General features: G+C 70.5%; 12 protein-coding genes. 8 read left to right on the plus strand and 4 right to left on the minus strand.

Annotated features, from left to right (window positions below; genetic code table 11):
- Window positions 1-380: 380 nt before the first annotated feature.
- The 4 genes from ACFWZH_RS25630 (at window position 381) to ACFWZH_RS25645 (ending at window position 3,631) form a co-directional block, all read left to right on the plus strand.
- Entirely contained in the window at window positions 381-812 is a 432-nt protein-coding gene (locus ACFWZH_RS25630; protein WP_384435633.1) for a hypothetical protein, read from the plus strand.
- A gap of 204 nt (window positions 813-1,016) precedes the next feature.
- On the plus strand, window positions 1,017-1,625 hold the full coding sequence (locus ACFWZH_RS25635) for a TMEM175 family protein (protein ID WP_384435636.1): 609 nt from the start codon (window positions 1,017-1,019) through the stop codon (window positions 1,623-1,625).
- A gap of 132 nt (window positions 1,626-1,757) precedes the next feature.
- Window positions 1,758-3,155, plus strand: a complete 1,398-nt coding sequence (locus tag ACFWZH_RS25640) for an alpha/beta hydrolase family protein (protein WP_384435639.1) — start codon at window positions 1,758-1,760, stop codon at window positions 3,153-3,155.
- Between the two features lie 191 nt (window positions 3,156-3,346).
- Window positions 3,347-3,631, plus strand: a complete 285-nt coding sequence (locus ACFWZH_RS25645) for a hypothetical protein (RefSeq protein WP_384435641.1) — start codon at window positions 3,347-3,349, stop codon at window positions 3,629-3,631.
- A gap of 71 nt (window positions 3,632-3,702) precedes the next feature.
- Here the strand turns inward: ACFWZH_RS25645 and ACFWZH_RS25650 are convergent, their stop codons facing one another.
- On the minus strand, window positions 3,703-7,350 hold the full coding sequence (locus tag ACFWZH_RS25650) for a WD40 repeat domain-containing protein (RefSeq protein ID WP_384435644.1): 3,648 nt from the start codon (window positions 7,348-7,350) through the stop codon (window positions 3,703-3,705).
- Window positions 7,351-7,475: 125 nt separating this feature from the next.
- Between ACFWZH_RS25650 and ACFWZH_RS25655 the strand changes: the two genes are divergently transcribed.
- Window positions 7,476-8,117, plus strand: coding sequence for a hypothetical protein (locus ACFWZH_RS25655; RefSeq protein ID WP_384435647.1), 642 nt, complete (start codon window positions 7,476-7,478; stop codon window positions 8,115-8,117).
- Between the two features lie 284 nt (window positions 8,118-8,401).
- On the opposite strand, the gene ACFWZH_RS25660 is transcribed toward ACFWZH_RS25655, so the two are convergent.
- The 3 genes from ACFWZH_RS25660 to ACFWZH_RS25670 all read right to left on the minus strand — a co-directional run bounded on the left by ACFWZH_RS25660 (window position 8,402) and on the right by ACFWZH_RS25670 (window position 10,748).
- Window positions 8,402-8,689 carry a peptidoglycan-binding protein gene (locus ACFWZH_RS25660; protein WP_384435650.1) on the minus strand — a complete coding sequence of 96 codons (288 nt, stop codon included), beginning with the start codon at window positions 8,687-8,689 and terminating at the stop codon, window positions 8,402-8,404.
- A gap of 189 nt (window positions 8,690-8,878) precedes the next feature.
- Complete coding sequence (locus tag ACFWZH_RS25665) at window positions 8,879-9,751, minus strand: undecaprenyl-diphosphate phosphatase (protein WP_384435653.1); 873 nt, start codon at window positions 9,749-9,751, stop codon at window positions 8,879-8,881.
- Between the two features lie 220 nt (window positions 9,752-9,971).
- The gene (locus ACFWZH_RS25670; protein WP_384435656.1) at window positions 9,972-10,748 is read right to left on the minus strand and encodes a TVP38/TMEM64 family protein; all 777 of its coding nucleotides are present in this window, start codon (window positions 10,746-10,748) and stop codon (window positions 9,972-9,974) included.
- A gap of 412 nt (window positions 10,749-11,160) precedes the next feature.
- Here ACFWZH_RS25670 and tuf point away from each other — a divergent pair, with 412 nt between their 5' ends.
- From tuf to ACFWZH_RS25685, 3 genes are all read left to right on the plus strand, one after another.
- The gene (gene tuf / locus ACFWZH_RS25675) at window positions 11,161-12,333 is read left to right on the plus strand and encodes an elongation factor Tu (protein ID WP_384435659.1); all 1,173 of its coding nucleotides are present in this window, start codon (window positions 11,161-11,163) and stop codon (window positions 12,331-12,333) included.
- Window positions 12,334-12,567: 234 nt separating this feature from the next.
- A complete protein-coding gene (locus ACFWZH_RS25680) occupies window positions 12,568-13,419 on the plus strand; it encodes a patatin-like phospholipase family protein (RefSeq protein ID WP_384435662.1) in 852 nt (283 codons plus the stop codon).
- A 191-nt stretch (window positions 13,420-13,610) separates the two neighbouring features.
- Complete coding sequence (locus ACFWZH_RS25685; RefSeq protein WP_384435786.1) at window positions 13,611-14,444, plus strand: spermidine synthase; 834 nt, start codon at window positions 13,611-13,613, stop codon at window positions 14,442-14,444.
- Window positions 14,445-14,453: the final 9 nt, after the last annotated feature.

Here is a 14,453-nt window from a genome sequence, read left to right on the forward strand (position 1 = left end):
CGACATCCTTGACGTACTCGGCCGGAAGAGCCCGAGCCGCCCTCTCCTGCAGGGCTCTGACCGTTCCCGGACCGCTGCTGCGCATGGCGCACGGCACCGACAGGCACCTCCCTTCCCCGCACCCGGCAGGCACCGTCCGCCGATACCGAGGTGCCCGCCGTGGCAGAGTAACCCGCATGCTCATATCAACGCCTCGACGGCGAAGACACCTCGCTACCGCCTTACTACTGGTGAGCGCCGCCCTGCCCCTGACCTCCTGTGGTCAGCAGCGCGTCGCGGCCGGCGCCCCGGGGGCGTCCCCCAGTGCTGCTCCCGAGGGCACCTCCGGTTCCACTCCCAGTTCCACTCCCAGCCCCTCCGGTGCCGGTGCGTCCCCCTACGTGGAACCCGGAGCCCACGACGGAGCCCCGCACTACGGCGACAACAACGCCTACCGCCGCCCTCGCGACATGTCGCCTGCCAGCGGGAAGGACGCCCAAAGGGAAGCCGACCGCATCGAGCCCGTACTCGAACGACTCTGGAAGCAGCGGAAGTGGGACCCCAAGAGCGTCCGCACGGCCCTGCTCGCCCTCGGGTACGAGGAACTGCGCACCGGCCCCAAGGGGGAACAGCTCGGCGGGAAGCTCGAAGTGCGGAGCATGGACTCCCGCTACGAGGGCGACCACTACGTCACACCGGAAGGCGCCCAGATCGGCCTCCACGTCCACAAGGACGCCTGCGTGACCGCGTTCGTGCAGAAGAGCAACTATCAGGTCCAGGTCAACGGGCCGTACATGGAAACGGGCTGTTTCGAACCGCCCACCGGTCACTGACACACCTCGTGGGCGCGCCGACCCGTCTGGCCGTCCGCACGACGACAGGCCTCGTGCACGAGGTTCGGCCCTCCTGCACGAGGCCGGCGTTCACCTCCCGCCGCCAGAACCGGTGGTGCCACTCGTCGGCGTCCGCGGCCGGCTTGGTGCTCGACACGTGCCGGATTGCCGTCCCCAGGGTGGGGCGGGTGCTACGACGGTGCCATGAACGAAGGCGAGCGGCGACGCTTCATCCCGCCCGGGGCGGACCATGTGCCGAAGGGCAGGATGCTTGCCCTCTCCGACGGCGTGATGGCCATCGCCATGACCTTGCTCGTACTGGACATCAAGCTGCCCGAGGGACTGAGCGGGACCGAGCTGCGCCGGGCACTGGGGGAGGTGCAGTCCCAGGCGAGCGCGTTCCTGCTGAGCGCGGTGGTGATCGCGCTGTTCTGGCGGGCCCACCACGCGGCACTGCGGAACGCGGGGGCGCTCGACCCGGCCCTGTTCTGGCTCAATGTGGCCTTCCTGGTGCTGGTGTCGTTGATTCCGTTTCCCACCCAGGTCCTGGAGAACTACGGCGACCGGTTCCTGGGACCCGGCTTGTACGGGGCCGTCATCGGAACGGCCGCGCTGGTGGTGTACGCGATGGACCTGCGTACCAGCCGCTCGGCCGGTGTGTCGTGGCGCGGTGTCCCGCTCCCCGCCCAGGCCGTCGTGTTCCTGCTCTCGGTGGGGATCGCCTGGGTCTCGCCCTTGGCCGCGATCTGCAGCTGGGCCGCCACCGTGCCGCTTGCCGTGCTGGCCGACCGGATCGCGGCACGCGGCCGCTGACCGGATCGCGGCACCTGGCCGCTGACCGGACGTTCACGGGCCCGGCCGTTCGCGCCCCGGCTTGCCCGTTCGGGGGAACCGGCTGTGTCGTGCCGGAAGGCGCGGGTGGCGCAGCTCCTACCGTCAGCCGGTATGACGCAGGTATCGCAGGACGCGTCCGGCCTGAGCCGGCGCACGGCGCTCACCGGGCTCGTCGGCGGAGCCGGGGTCGCGCTGACAGCCGGTTGCATGCCCATGAACAGCAGCTCCGCACAAGGCCCCGCCGCCGGCCCTACGGCGTCGGCCGCCGGCGCCACGCCCGGGGCGATGACGCTCTTTCAGAACCCGGCGTACAACTTCAGCGCCCTTTGGGCTCTCGGCGGGGCCGGGTTCAGCGGTAGCGAGGTGGGCGAGGTGCTCACCGCCGTCAACACGATCAACAAGGCCGGCCTGTCCGCGCAGACGTACGTCGAGACCTTCAAGAAGCTCGGCGACCGGCTGTTGGAGGCCCCCGAGGGCAGCAGACCCGACCGGCAGACCCGACGCTTCCGTGCGCTGCGGGCCGCTCAGTACTACGCCCAGGCGCTGTTCTTCGTCCTCGGCTCCGACGACCCCGGCAGCGAGGAGCAGCTCTACAGGGACGGGCGCGGCGCCTGGGACACGTTCTGCAAGCTGTGCGACCCGGCGCCGGTGACGGCGAACGTCCCGTACGGAGCGACCCCGCTGCCGGTGTGGTTCTTCCGCCCGGACGACTCCGGCACCCGGCGCCCCACCGTGATCCTCACCAACGGCAGCGACGGACAGAACGTCGACATGTGGGCCTATGGCGTCTCGGCCGCCCTGGAGCGCGGCTGGAACGCCCTGGTGTACGACGGACCGGGCCAGGGGCAGCTGCTCTTCGTGAACCGGGTGGTCTTCACGCCCCGCTGGGAGACGGTGGTCACACCGCTCGTCGACTGGCTGGTCGCCCGTTCCGACGTGGACGACGACCGGATCGCCCTGACCGGCCTGAGCATGGCGGGCGACCTGGCCCCACGGGCCGCGGCCTTCGAGAAGCGGATCGCCGCCCTCGTGGCGATGCCGGGATGCCTGGTGCCCTGGCTGGGCTTCCCGCCGGAGATCCGGAAGATCCTCACCCCGAGCAAGGCGGAGACCAACGACATCTGGAACAAGGAGGTCGCCCCCGAGCTGTCCGCGGCCGACGCCGCGACGCTGAAGAAGCGCTTCGAGCCCTTCTCCGTCCCGGCGATGCTCGCCGCCCGCCAGGGCAAGCTCTTCACCGACTTCTACACCCCCGCCAAGCGCGTCGAGGCACTGACCATCACCGGCGTCGTGGGCCGGATCACGACGCCCACCCTGGTCCTCGACTACGAGGACGAGCAGTTCTATCCGGGACAGCCGCGCCAGATGTTCGACAGGCTGACCTCCCCCAAGGACTACGTGAAGCTCACCGCGGCCACCGGCGCCCAGCTGCACTGCTCCCCGATGGCCCCGCAGCAGCACTGCGACGTCGTCTTCGACTGGCTGCAGGAGACGCTGCCGTCGCGCTGACCGCTGACCGCTGACCGCTGACCGCTGACCGCCGATCGCCGACGGGGATCCGGCCGTCGTTCCGGCACGCCGTTCGGATCACCGAGGACGGCCCTTCAGGTGATTTCCGGACTCCGCACGAGCCGGGCAGCCGCCACAGGGGTACGGCGTTCCCGCAATCACGCCCCGGAACCCGCATGAGGAGATCGGCCATGTACGCAGCAGTCCGACGGTACGAAGGGGTGACCGATCCGGCCGAGGCAGCACGCCGCGTCAGCGAGGGATTCGTACCGCTCATGCGCCAGGTCCCCGGCTTCGTGGCGTACTACTGGATCGACGCCGGGAACGGAGTCATGGTCTCGACCAGCGTCTTCCGCGACCGCGCCGGTGCCGAGGACTCGGTCTCCAGAGCGGCGGACTTCGTACGGGACCACCTCGCGACACTGCTCCCCAACCCACCCCAGATCACGACCGGGGAGGTCGTGGCCTCGGCGTGAGGGCTTTTCGAGCCGGCCGGACAAGAAGACCTCAGCGATGCCTCGCCCGAGGTGAGTTCACATTCCCTTTGCTAGCAGGGGGAATGGGGTGCGCCCGGGGGAAGTTCACGCTGGAAACGTGTCCAGTGATTGGCGCGGGCGAGGGCGCAGAGGCGGGTGGCGGTGGCCTGCGCATTGGTGTCCCAGAGCCGTACGGAACCGTCATAGCTGCCGGTTGCGAGGGTGTCTCCGTCAGAACTGAAGGCCAGCGATGACACGGCTTCGGAATGGCCGGTGAGCACCGCTGATATCCGGTGCGAGGTGACGTCCCACAGGCGTACGGTCTTGTCGGCACCGGCGGTGGCGAGGGTCTTTCCGTCCGGGCTGAAGGCGGATGAGAAGACGGCGTTGGAGTGACCGGTCAAGGCGGCAATGGTCCGGCGGGACCCGATGTCCCACAGACGGACAACGCGGTCCGCTCCGGCAGTGGTGAGCTTGGTGCCGTCCGGGGAGAACGCGGCCGTGAGCACGCCTTGCGAGCGTGTGGGCAGCGTCTCCGTGATGTGGTGTGATGCCAGGTCCCACAGCTCCACAACGCCGTCATTGACCATGCCGTTGCCCGTGACGGCCAGCGTGCGACTGTCGGGTGAGAAGGCGAGGGAGGACTCGCCTCCCGCATGTCCTTTGAGGGTTGCGACGGACCGGTGGGTCGCCGTGTTCCACAGATGTACGGAGCCATCGTCGGTGACGGCGGCCACGGTGCTTCCGTCCGGCGAAACGGCGAGCGCCGAGATGGTTGTGGTGGGACCTTTGAGCGTGGCCATCGTCCGGCCTGTGCGCACGTCCCATAGTTTCACGGTCTTGTCGGCGTGAACCGTGGCGAGGAACCGACCGTCAGGTGTGAACGCCGGCCGCTGCGCTGTTTCGACAGCGGTGGGGAGCACCGCCAGTTGCCCAGGGGGCCGGGTTTTCCAGAGAGCTACCGAGCCATTGTCGGTGGCGAGGGTGCGGCCGTCCGGGGAGAACGCCACCGACGTGGCCTTGTGCGTTTGGCCGGGCAGCGTGGCTGTGAGGTGCCGAGATGCCGGATCCCACAGGTCCACCGCGCCCACGTCGTGTGTGCCGGTGGTGGCCAGCCTTCTGCCGTCCGGAGAGAAGGCCAGCGCGTATTGCGCGTCCGCATTCTCGATGACCTCAGGAGCGGGGCGGGCGGCGGAAAGCTTCCGCAGTTGCACCGCGCCGTCCGGGCCGGCGGTGGCCAGGGTGCGGCCGTCCGGAGAGAACGCCATCAACGTCACCTTGTGCGTTCGTCCGGCGAGTTCGGTCTTGATGCGGCGTGAAGTGACATCCCACAGCTGTACGTTGCGGCCGTCGCCGGCGGTGGCCAGGGTCCGGCCGTCCGGGCTGAAGGCGATCGCATAGGACCACTCGATTTCGCGGGAGAGAGGCAGGGTGGCGATCAGCCGGCGTTCGGCGGTGTTCCACAGCTTGACCGTGTGGTCGTTGCCGGCGCTCGCCAGAGTGCGCCCGTCCGCCGAGAAAGCCACCTTCATCACGAAGCTGGCATGGCCCTTGAAGGTGGTGACGACTCGCCGGGATTCCACCGACCACAACCGGATGGTGGAGTCGGAACCTCCCGTCGCCAGAGTGCGGCCGTCCGGTGAGAATGCCAGCGACCAGACGGTGTCCGAACGCCGGGTGGAGAGAACCGTGGCTCGGTGGGACGCCAGATCCCACAGACGCAGCGTGCGGTCGTCCCCGGCGGTTGCCAGCCTGCGCCCGTCGGGGCTGAAGGCGACCGCGTTGACGGTAGAGGCGTGGCCCCTCAGAGTGGCGAGCATCCGGTGCGACGCCGTGTCCCACAGCTTGACCGTGTGGTCGTTGCTGGCGGTGGCAACGGTCCGGCCGTCGGGCGAATAGGCGATCGCGTTCACGTTGGCGGTGTGACCGGTGAGCTGATTGGCGTGGTAGGCGGCCGAGGCGCTGAGCAGGCTGCCGCGGGCCTCGACACTGTGCGCCTTGCGGTATCCGTCGAGTGCCACCAGCGCGGCCGCCTCGGGGTCCTCCCGGAGGAGTTCGCTGGACTGTGCGGCCCGCTGTCGGGATTCGGCGAGGAGGCGCTGCCGGTCGGCGTCGTCGGCCTTCCATGACGCGGTGGTCGCTGCGCCGATGGCGAGGACGAGGAGTACGGTGAGCGTCGCGGTCGTCGAGCGGGCGCGTCTGCGTCGTGACCGTTCGATTCGGGAGCCCGCGTGAAGGAACGCGGCTTCGAGCGCGTTGAGTTCGCTGTGGTGTGGGCCGGTGAAGGCGTCTTGGGCCTGGGTGAGCCGGGTGCCGCGGTAGACGGTTCCGGGGTCGCGGTCGAGGTCGTGCCAGGTGGTGGCGTCGTGGGTGAGCCGGCGGTGCAGGCGGATGCGGTCGCGTTCGTCGTTGATCCAGCCGAGGAGCCGGGGCCAGGCGGTGATGAGGGCCTCGTGGGCGAGGCGGACGTGTCCGTCGTCGAGGGTGAGCAGGCGGCTGCGGGCGAGGCGGTCGATGACGGCCTCGGTGTCGGTACCGGCAGCCTTGTCAGTGGTGGTGAACTCGGCGTGGGGTGTGGGTCGGTGGGCGTCCTGGGTGCCGTTGCCGGGGGCTATCAGGCGCAGCAGGATGCGGCGGGCGAGGACGGCCTGGGCCGGGGTGAGCTGGTGGTAGGCGTCCTCGGCGGTGCGGGCGATGGCACCGTGCAGGCCGCCGGCCGCCTCGTAGGACTGCCTGGTCAGGGTCCGTCCGCGGCGGCGGCGCCAGGTCTCCATCAGGGCGTGGGACATCAGCGGCAGCGCACCGGGCTCGTCCGCGACGTCCTCCAGGATCCGGGCGGTCAGCTCACGTTCCACATTCAGGCCACACGCTCCGGCCGGCCGGACGATCGCCGCACGCAGTTCTTCCGAGCCCATCGGGCAGGCCAGGAGAGTGGCGTCGTTGAGTGCCGAAGCCAGGGCCGGGTGTCCGGCGCACCGGCCGAAGAAGTCCGCACGAAGGGCGAGGACCACCCGCAGCCGGCCGCCGTCCTCCCGGGCGGCCAGTAGCCGCTCCAGGAAGAGCTCGCGCTCGTCGGAGTCGGTACACACGGTGAACAGCTCCTCGAACTGGTCCACCAACACCCAGGTGTCTCCCGGGCCGTCAGCCGGCACCAGCCGCTGGACATGCGCCATCGGATGCGCGCCCGGAGTCAACACCCGTACCGCGGAGGGCATCTGGGCCGCCTTCTGGTCCGTACGACGCAGCCGGGGGATGAGGCCGGCGCGCAATAGGGAGGACTTGCCGCTGCCCGACCCACCCACCACCGCGCTGATCCGATGCCGACGGGCCATCTCCTCCAACCGCTGCGTCATCTCCTCGCGGCCGAAGAACAGTTCCGCGTCCTCGGGCTCGTAGCGTGCCAAACCGCGATACGGCGGCTCACCGTCCTCCTCGTACGGGCGGGGCTGCGCGGCGAGCTCCTCGTTCACCTGCTCCCAACGGTGCCGCCACTCCTCCTCGACACCTCCGCAGGCACGCACGTAGGCCAACAGCACCGGCAGGCTCGGCAGCCGTTCGCCCGCCGCGGCCTTCGACAGTGCGGCCGCCGAATACTCCACCCGCCGCGCCATCGACCGGTATCCCGGTCCGCCGGCCTCGTCGCGGAGCTTGCGCAGCTCGTAAGCCAGACGCTGCACCGGACCGTCCTGCGGATCGATGGCCTTCTCCGGACGACCCACGCGCCACACTCTCCCTCTTCGCCCCGCTTGCCTCGTCACCCTAAAGATCAGCTCACCAGGCCCGCAAACAGCGCGCTGTTCCGAGGGGCGCCGTAAGACGAATTGATTCCTGCAGGTCAGACGGGGTGCGAATCAACTCCCCGGCCCGTGAACTAGATGACGTCGGGCCGCCCGATCAGCCAGCCGGGCAGCCGACGGCACAGTCAGCCGAAGCACCATCCACGACCTGGGGGACTTCCTTGTCATTCCGACGCACCGCCACAGCTGTCGCCACCGCCGCCTTGCTGGGCCTGGGCGGCCTGGCGGACACGGCGCACGCCGCCTCCGCGCCCACTGCCCCGACATCCACGGCTGCGGCGCAGCACGCCGGAGATGCCCACCGTCAGGGATGGGCCACCTACGTCAAGAACGCCAAGAACGTGGCCGACGCCGGTGTGCCGAAGCCGAGCAGGACGGTTCGCTGCACCTTCGTCTACTCGGAGGGCGGCAGGAAGACCCACGGCAAGGTGTGTTTCGATCCGAACGGCGACAAGTTCTACGTCAAGGACATGCGGGCCGACGGAATGAGCATCTATATGCGCGTCATGTACGCGGGCAACCCGCAGACCGTCTTCGACTGCAGGGATTTCAAGGGCGATGACGCGGGCTGGACGGCTTGCGAATTCTCCGGGGAGCTGAAGGAGAACCGGCGTATCAACTTCAACGCTCTGGCCTACAAGGGCAACATATTGGAGCTCGAAGGGCTGACCGGAACCGCGCAGAACTGAACGACCGACCGGGGCGGAGCTCTTGGGGCTTCCCTCGCCCACCGGCTCCGTCGGTTCCGGTGGGCGACGACGCCCAGTGCCGGTCTCCAAGGTCGCCGCCCCATGTCGGCGACCCTCCGCACCCTGGACAGCTACCCACGGGGGAGGTAGCTGCCCAGGGTGTCGCGTCATGGGCGCGTGGTGCAGATGGCGGGCTGGTCGGGCTCACTTTGTCGCCCTTTTCGCGGTCCCGGCTGGTCAACGTGCGCTCGATGGAGTGTGCGGCGGAGACGCAGCTGAGTGACTCACTCCGGATAGGGAACCCGGAGCTTGGCCCAGGACGTTGCTCCCGGCCAGCCGTCCGCGTCCGCGCCCTGGTACCCGAGCTTCCGCTGCCACCTGGCGTAGGAGTCGCGGTGGTGTGTCGTCCAGTGATGTCCGCTGAGAGGGTGGGCCGAGGGTGGGCCGGCCGGACCGAATTCGGTGCATCCCTCTTCGCCCAGGCGCGTTGCCATCATGCTGATGATCGGGCTGTTCGGCTCACTTTTGAACCATTCGGCCCCCGGGAAGGGAACGTAGCCAGATGTGTTCATACTCGTAAATTAGCCGTGCCCACCATTGCCTGCATCTTCACGTCCTTGCGGTTCGGTGAGTTCATGCGACTGGCGGAGCCTGAGGATCCTTGTCGCTGCACCTTGCTCGACCGCCGGCGTGGACGCTCGTCGAGCCGCATGACGTCGACTTCGGCAACGAAGCCGTCGTGGAGCCGACGGGTGCCGAACTCAGCCCGCCGTCTCGCCCGCGTTCGGGGTCAGTACTCCTGCCGCGACCAGGGCGAACAGGGCTATGCCCAGGAGGATGCGGTAGACGACGAAGGGCATGAAGGACTTGTTGGAGATGAACTTCATGAACCACGCGATCACCGCGTAGCCGACCACGAAGGCGATGATCGTGGCGAAGATGGTGGGGCCCCAGGAGACATGGCCCTCGCCCGCGTCCTTGAGCTCGAAGACGCCGGAGGCCAGTACGGCCGGAATGGCGAGCAGGAAGGAGTAGCGGGCGGCGGATTCGCGGGTGTACCCCATCAGCAGGCCGCCGCTGATGGTGGCGCCGGAGCGGGAGACACCGGGGATCAGAGCCATGGCCTGGCAGACGCCGTACAGCAGACCGTCCTTGACGCTGAGGTCGGTGAGGGTCTTGCGCTGTTTGACGGCCCGGTGCTTGCCCCCGGTCTCGTCGCGGGCGGCCAGGCGGTCGGCGATGCCGAGTACGACACCCATCACGATCAGGGTGGTCGCGATCAGTCGTAGATCACGGAACGGACCCTCGATGGCGTCCTTGAGTGTGATGCCCAGCACGCCGATGGGGATCGAGCCGACGATGACCAGCCAGCCCATCTGGGCGTCGTGATCGTGGCGCAGCTCACGGTTGAACAGCGAGCGGCTCCAGGTCGAGATGATCCGCCCGATGTCCTTGCGGAAGTAGATGATCACGGCCGCTTCGGTGCCGATCTGGGTGATCGCGGTGAAGGCCGCACCGGGGTCCTGCCAGCCGGCGAACGCCGCGGTCAGGCGGAGGTGCGCACTGGAGGAGATGGGCAGAAACTCGGTCAACCCTTGGACGAGTCCGAGGACGAAAGATTCAAACCAAGTCATGGAATTACGCGATCCAAGGGTGATCGAGCGCTTGCCTGCGCGAGCGGGGACAGCGGACGCCGGCGGGGGACAGGGGTCTTTGCCGACCGGGGCAGCGTAACGTCCGAAGATGTCCGGGTGACCAAGGGGTCCGGTACGAACCGTGCCGGCCGCTGTGGTGGGGGTCACAGTGCGCGAGTTGGGGCCCGCCCTACCTGATGAGGACCCCCGGTCGACCCTGTCAGTTCCCGGTCCGGTCCGCTCCCGCCCGCGCTTCCACTCTCGTACCCGCCTCGGTTCCCGCTGCCGCCTCCGACTCGTCTCCGCGCAGCGACTTGCGTTTGCACCAGGCCACCACCAGCGCGGCCAGCCCGCTGAGGACGATGAAGGCCATGGAGAGGACGAAGGCCGGCGACGTGGGTGTCGAGGCCCGGGCGCCCGCGATCACGTAGGCCGTGGTGTTGGGGATGCTCCCGAGCGCGGTCGCGAGCAGATAGGGGAGCCATCCGACACGGGAGACCGCGGCGGAGTAGTTCGTGGCGCAGAACGGCAGACCGGGGAAGAGCCGGAGCATCAGCGTCGAGCGGAACCCGTGCTCGCTCAACTGCCGGTCGGCGGCGGTCAGCCAGCGGGTCCGCAGCAACGGGCGCAGTGCGTCCTGGCCGAGCAGCCGGCCCAGTCCGAACGTCAGCGCCGCGCCCAGCACCGTGCCGGCGAGCGCGGCCACCGGCCCCATCGCACTGCCGAAGAGCGCGCCCGCGCCGAAGCTGAGGACCGAGCGCGGGACGAAGGCGCTGGCGCACACGCCGTACGCCAGCACGAAGGCCATCAAGGCCGTCGGGCCGGACAGCTGCGAGGGCCAGCCGCCGATCAGCAGCCGCTGCGGATGCCACATCAGCATCGCCGTCGCGGCGCAGGCCAGCAGGGTGAGCAGCAGGCCCAGCCGGGCCCAGGGGGAGAACAGCACACGCGTGCAGCGCGCGGCGAGGCCGTCGGGCGTTGCGGCGGGGTCGAGCATCCCGGGAGCGTAACCGACCCGGCTGTCGGGGAAGCGTCATTCTGTCCGCACGGCCCGTAAATGGGGCTTCCCGGCCGAGCACCCCCGGGCGCCTGGAGTCATGCTCCTGCCAAGCGGTAGGCGTCCGCCGAGACGAGCCCCGTCGCGATAAATCGTTCGACGCGGGGACCGCCGCCCGGCACTCTATGACGCATGTTCCGGTACGCCTTCCTCTCGCCGTCGTCCGCAGTCGCGGACGCGCCGAAGGCTGCCGCCGACTTCCTCGCGGCCCTCGCCGCAGCCACCGACGGCGCACGAAGCTGACCCTCTCCGGATCGTCCGGCGGACCCCGCAGGGGGAGGGTCGGCCCGGCCCAGGGGTCCCCACGGCGCCAACGCGCCGTTCTCACCGCATCGTTGCGAGGAAGAACACCATGCCCAAGACGGCATACGTACGCACCAAGCCGCATCTGAACATCGGCACCATGGGCCACGTCGACCACGGCAAGACCACCCTGACCGCGGCCATCACCAAAGTCCTCAGCGACCGGGGCAGCGGCACCTTCGTGCCGTTCGACCGGATCGACCGGGCCCCGGAGGAGGCCGCCCGCGGTATCACCATCAACATCTCGCACGTCGAGTACGAGACCGACACCCGGCACTACGCCCATGTCGACATGCCCGGCCACGCCGACTTCATCAAGAACATGGTCACCGGCGCGGCCCAGCTCGACGGCGCGATCCTCGTGGTCTCCGCGCTCGACGGGATCATGCCGCAGACCGCCGAGCATGTGCTGCTCGCCAAGCAAGTGGGCGTACGGCATGTCGTCGTCGCCCTCAACAAGGCCGACGCCGGCGACCCGGAGCTCACCGACCTGGTCGAGCTGGAGGTGCGCGAGTTGCTGAGCGCGCACGGCTACGACGGGGAGCACGTACCGGTCGTACGGGTCTCGGGGCTGCGCGCCCTGGAGGGCGACCCGCGCTGGACGGAGGCGATCGAGGCGCTGCTCGACGCGGTGGACACCTATGTCCCGATGCCCGGACGCCATGTCGACGCGCCGTTCCTGCTGCCGGTGGAGAACGTGCTGACCATCACCGGGCGCGGCACCGTGGTCACCGGTGCCGTCGAGCGCGGCAGCGTGCGGATCGGCGACCGGGTGGCGGTGCTCGGCGCGGACGCCGAGACGACCGTCACCGGGATCGAGACGTTCGGCAAGCCCATGGAGTCCGCGCAGGCCGGGGACAACGTCGCGCTGCTGCTGCGCGGTCTGCACCGGGACCAGGTGCGCCGCGGGCATGTGGTCGCCGCACCCGGCAGCGTCACACCGCGGCGCCGTTTCACCGCCGAGGTGTATGTGCTCTCCACCGAGGAGGGCGGCCGCCGGACACCGGTGTCCACCGGCTACCGCCCGCAGTTCTACATCCGTACCGCGGACGTGGTCGGCGACCTCGACCTCGGTGAGCGGGGCATCGCCCGCCCCGGCGAGACGGTGACGGTGTCGGTCGAGCTGGGCCGGGACGTGCCGCTGGAGGCCGGCCTCGGCTTCGCCATCCGCGAGGGCGGCCGGACGGTCGGCGCCGGCACGGTGCGCACCGTGGAGGAGTGAGCACCGCATGACATGCGGCCGCGCCCCGTGCCTTGTGCAGGTGCGGGGCGCGGTCGTGTGCTCGGGGCGCGGTCGTGCGCTGTCGTACGGCCGCCAGGAGTGCGACACTGCTCGCCCGGCACGGGCCGGCGGACGAAGGGCCGCGGACGAACGACCGGCGGGCGCGTCGCAGGCAGGACGCGCGGCGGTCGCACCGGTCGGAGCGGCCATGGCTCGACGAGGGAAGGACCCCTGATGGCGGGTACGGCGCTGGTCCTGGGCGGTGGCGGGCTCACCGGGATCGGCTGGGAGGTCGGCGTGCTCGCCGGTCTCGCGGCCGCGGGTATCGACCTCACCGACGCCGATGTCGTCATCGGAACCTCCGCCGGATCGATCGTCGCCGCCCACCTCACCGCGGAGCAGCGCACCCTGGAGGAGCTGTACGCGCACCAGCTCGCCCGGCCCCGGGACGGGTCCGCCGCCCGCATGGGGCCCGCCGCGCTGGCCCGGTTCGCGGCCATCGCGGTGCGCTCCCGGGACACGGTCTCCTTCGGCGCCCGGATGGGCAAGCTGGCGCTCGCGGCCCGTACGGCCCCGGAGGCGGAGCAGCGCGCGGCGATCGCCCGGACCCTGGGCGGGCTGGCCGACTGGCCGGCCCGGCGGCTGATGATCACGGCGGTGGACGCGGCGACGGGGCGGCGGACCGCCTTCGACGACACCAGCGGTGTGTCGTTGCTCGACGCGGTGGGCGCGAGCTGCGCGGTCCCCGGCGTCTATCCGCCGGTGACGATCGACGGCACGCGGTGGATCGACGGCGGGGTGCACTCCAGCGCCAACGCGGATCTGGCCGCCGGGTACTCCCGTGTGGTGGTCGTCGCGCCGATGGCGGTCAGCGGTGGGCCGATCACCGGCCCCCGGGCACAGGGCGAGCGGCTGGCGCGACAGGGCGCCCGGGTGTGCGTGATCACCCCCGACCGCGCGTCCCGGTCGGCGTTCGGGCGCAATGTGCTCGATCCCGCCAAGCGAGCGGCCGCGGCGCGCGCCGGACACCGGCAGTCGGCGGCCCATGTCGCCGAGATCCACCGGGTCTGGTCGGGCACGGACTGATCGCGCCCACCCGCCGCCCCACCCACCAGCCGTCCCGCCCGCCCACCTGTCCACCCGCCCAACGGCGCCACCGGCACAATGGGACGGTGGAACAACCCCCCGAGCCGACACCCGCCGTGGCGGAGCCGGCGCCCGACGCGCCCGAACCGACAGCCGCGGCGCCCGAGCCCGTACCCGAGGCACCGGAGCCCATACCGGTCACCCGGCCCGTCGACTGCGGCACCGCCAAGCTGCTGCCCGATGTCGACCGCCCCCGCGCCTGGCTGCTCACGGTGGACGGCGCACCCCAGTCGTACGTCGACCTCGACGCGCCCACGCATCTGGAATTCGAGTACGTGCGCCGCCTGGCCCACGTCCTGGACGAGGTGGCCGCCCCGGGGGAGCCGCTCGACGCGCTGCACCTGGGAGGCGGGGCGCTGACCCTGCCGCGCTATCTGGCCGCCACCCGCCCGCGGTCCCGGCAGGACGTCGTCGAGGCCGACCGTGGGCTGCTCGCCCTGGTGGCCGAGCACCTGCCGCTGCCCGACGCCTGCGGCATCACGGTGCATCCGCAGGATGCCCGCACCGCGCTGGAGGCGGCGCCGACCGCCGGCGCCGATGTGATCGTGGCCGATGTCTTCGGCGGCTCACGGGTGCCGGCCCAGCTCACCTCGGTCGAGTACGCGCAGGCCGCCGCCCGCGTGCTGCGCCCGGACGGCTGCTACGCGGCGAACCTCGCGGACAGCGCGCCCTTCGCCTTTCTGCGCGGCCAACTCGCCAATTTCGCCACGTTCTTCGAGCACCTCGCGCTGATCGCCGAGCCCTCGGTGCTGCGCGGCCGACGCTTCGGCAACGCCGTGCTGCTCGCCTCGCACGCCGAACTCCCGATCGCCGCGCTGACCCGGCGGGCGGCCGCCGACGCGTTCCCGGCGCGGGTCGAGCACGGCGCGGCGCTGCGGCGGCTGATCGCGGACGCGGCACCCGTACGGGACGTCGATGCGGTGGCCTCTCCGGTGCCGCCCGACGGCGCGTTCAGCGTGGGCTGACGGGAGAGC

The sequence above is a fragment of the Streptomyces sp. NPDC059008 genome (assembly GCF_042749045.1).
GTDB lineage: Bacteria > Actinomycetota > Actinomycetes > Streptomycetales > Streptomycetaceae > Streptomyces.